The following is a 2,322-nucleotide window of genomic DNA, read 5'->3' on the forward strand; positions in this document are numbered from 1 at the left end:
CTTTGACGGTCGCCATTGTTTGAATCGCAAGGTCACTATAAAGAACTGACGCGCCGGGTTTGCCGCTCAACTCCTCGACCACCCACTGCCCCAGCACAGATTCTTCGATCCAGAAGGTGAGGCTTCCCCTAGCCTTCAATCCAGCGTTATACTCTGACCAGTTGCGGATGCGGTATTGAGGTTTCATGGCAGGTTTTATGTGTGATAACTGAAATTTACCATGCCTCTCCTGCCCGCAACCCCTCTTTCATGCAACAACGCCCAACTTGACTATCACCATTCAAGGTTACATACAAATAACGCCCCTCTACGGGATCGATCACCACATGACGGGGTGCATTTCCTACGCCCTGGATGTACTCCACTGAAAAATCGTTTAGGGATACTTTTGCTAAATCTTGAGATCCCATGATGGCCACATAGACCACCTGAGAGGATGGATCTACGACGATGCCGCGTGGATAGGCCCCTAACGGAATCCGCTGAATTTCGCGATCGCTAGCCGTTTCGATCACGCTCAAGTCATAACTACACCAATTGCTGACGAGGACGTAGCGATCGTCGGGGGATGCGGCAAGAAATTTGGGAACGGCTCCTACTTGGATAACTTTCTCAATGGCGAAGGTATCGGTGTTGATGCGGTACACGTAACTGTGGTCATAGTTATTGCTGGGGCTGCATACGTCATCTCCTGGCCGATTAAACCCTACCCCATACATTTGGTAGTTGCTCACCCAAGCCCATTTCCCATCATGGGAAAAGGTGGCTTCGACGGGTGCGCCGCGATAGCTGCCTTGATAGTTGCTGTAGCCATAGTCGGCTAGATTGACTTGATCGTCTAGGGTGCGGATGAGTTGATATTCGGTGTTGTAGATGCCGATGGTATGGCTATACATCATATTTTGGGCGAAGAATAGACCGTTGCCTGAGTACACTACTGATTTAGGCGAAAGTCCTCCGGTAATGGTCTTTTTTAGGGAGACCCCTTCTCTGGTTTGCCGTAGGTTGGCTTCGGCATAGGCGAGATATGTCGTGTATTCTTCAATTTTGGTTTGGGCTTCAACGTAGCGCTCTTCTTCGGGAGTAATCGATTTGAGGTGGGCGATCGCCTGTTTCCACTGATCGATGACCTGTCGCCAATCTTGAGCTGAGTTTGCCGTTTGGACGTTGGTGGCTGCGGTCATTGCATCGTTGACGGCTAATCGAAACTGATCTTCGGGAATGATGGACTGTTCATCTCCACCTGGAATTTTGGTTAGGGCGTAGGTGAAGTTCCGCTCGTATTCGGGAATTTTTTGTTGGGCTTGGGCATAGTGGGGATCGTTTTCTCCGATTACTGCTAATAAATCCAGGGACTGTTTCCACTGATAGGCAACTTTTTTCCAATCTTCGACGGTGTGGGTTTGAGACAATAGTTGATCTGCCTGGTTTGCATGGTTGATTGCATTGATCCAAAGGGGAGGATTTTCGGCATTGGCTTGGGCGTAGCTCAGGTTGGTGCGATACTGTTCTAGCTTGACTTGGGCTGATTCGTAGTTGGGGTTGTTTTTGGGAACTCGCTCTAAACTGGCGATCGCCCCTTGCCAGTGATCGGCAACGATTTGCCATTCCTCGCTAAATCGTGCGGTTTGGGCACCGATGGCGGCCTGCTGAGCCTGCCTCAGTCCTTGATTCCAATCGTCAACTGTCGTGGCATGTCCGCTGATTCGTGAATGCCATGCTGAGGTTTGCTCTCCCCACCATGCGCCCAAGGGATGACGGTATACGTGGATAGAGATTAGTCCTACGGAAATGAATAGACTGACTAGCCCATAGCTCGCATTTCTTTTTCGATACCACGGTGATTTGGGGTCATCAGACGAGTGATGCATAGGTTCGGAAGGCTTGAGGGTGATGCTGCTATTGCTGACCTTTACCGTTAAGTCGAAAATGGTTTAATGTCTGCTTCTTTACTCTGTAAAAGTGGAGACTGTTTCGGCTATTGTCGGCAATACCCAAATGATAATGGCAATGATTTTGAGTGGATCATTTGGGATGGAATGTTGGTCAGTTAGCCCCAAAAGCTGTTCTGGATTAGAAGCATGCGATCGCACGATTATCTGGCTAGATTCCTTCTTGACTAACTGTGGGATACGCAAATAATCAAACTTCTCTAATCTTTGCCAGGAAACGATTTTAGAAGTTACGGATTTTTCCTGGACTAAATTTGGACTAAATTTTCAGGAGCATTTTCAGCTCAAAACCCCTAATAAAGTAGTTCATGTGTTCTGTTTAAGCAACGCCAACCGCCCCAGCTTTACACGCATTCCACCCCAACGGAAC

At 48.6% G+C, this 2,322-nt stretch carries 2 protein-coding genes; both read right to left on the bottom strand.

The window, feature by feature from the left end; genetic code table 11:
* A partial coding sequence (locus IGR76_08355; protein MBF2078518.1) for a transposase occupies window positions 1-187 on the bottom strand: 187 nt, incomplete at its 3' end.
* Between the two features lie 28 nt (window positions 188-215).
* Window positions 216-1,184 carry a YncE family protein gene (locus IGR76_08360; protein ID MBF2078519.1) on the bottom strand — a complete coding sequence of 323 codons (969 nt, stop codon included), beginning with the start codon at window positions 1,182-1,184 and terminating at the stop codon, window positions 216-218.
* Between the last annotated feature and the right edge of the window lie 1,138 nt (window positions 1,185-2,322).

Origin of the sequence: Synechococcales cyanobacterium T60_A2020_003, assembly GCA_015272205.1 — a bacterium.
In the GTDB taxonomy this organism is placed as follows: domain Bacteria; phylum Cyanobacteriota; class Cyanobacteriia; order RECH01; family RECH01; genus JACYMB01.

What these genes read in the sequence shown, in the direction of transcription:
- IGR76_08360 (MBF2078519.1), bottom strand. Translation starts at nt 1,184, where the DNA reads ATGACCGCAGCCACCAACGTCCAAACGGCAAACTCAGCTCAAGATTGG.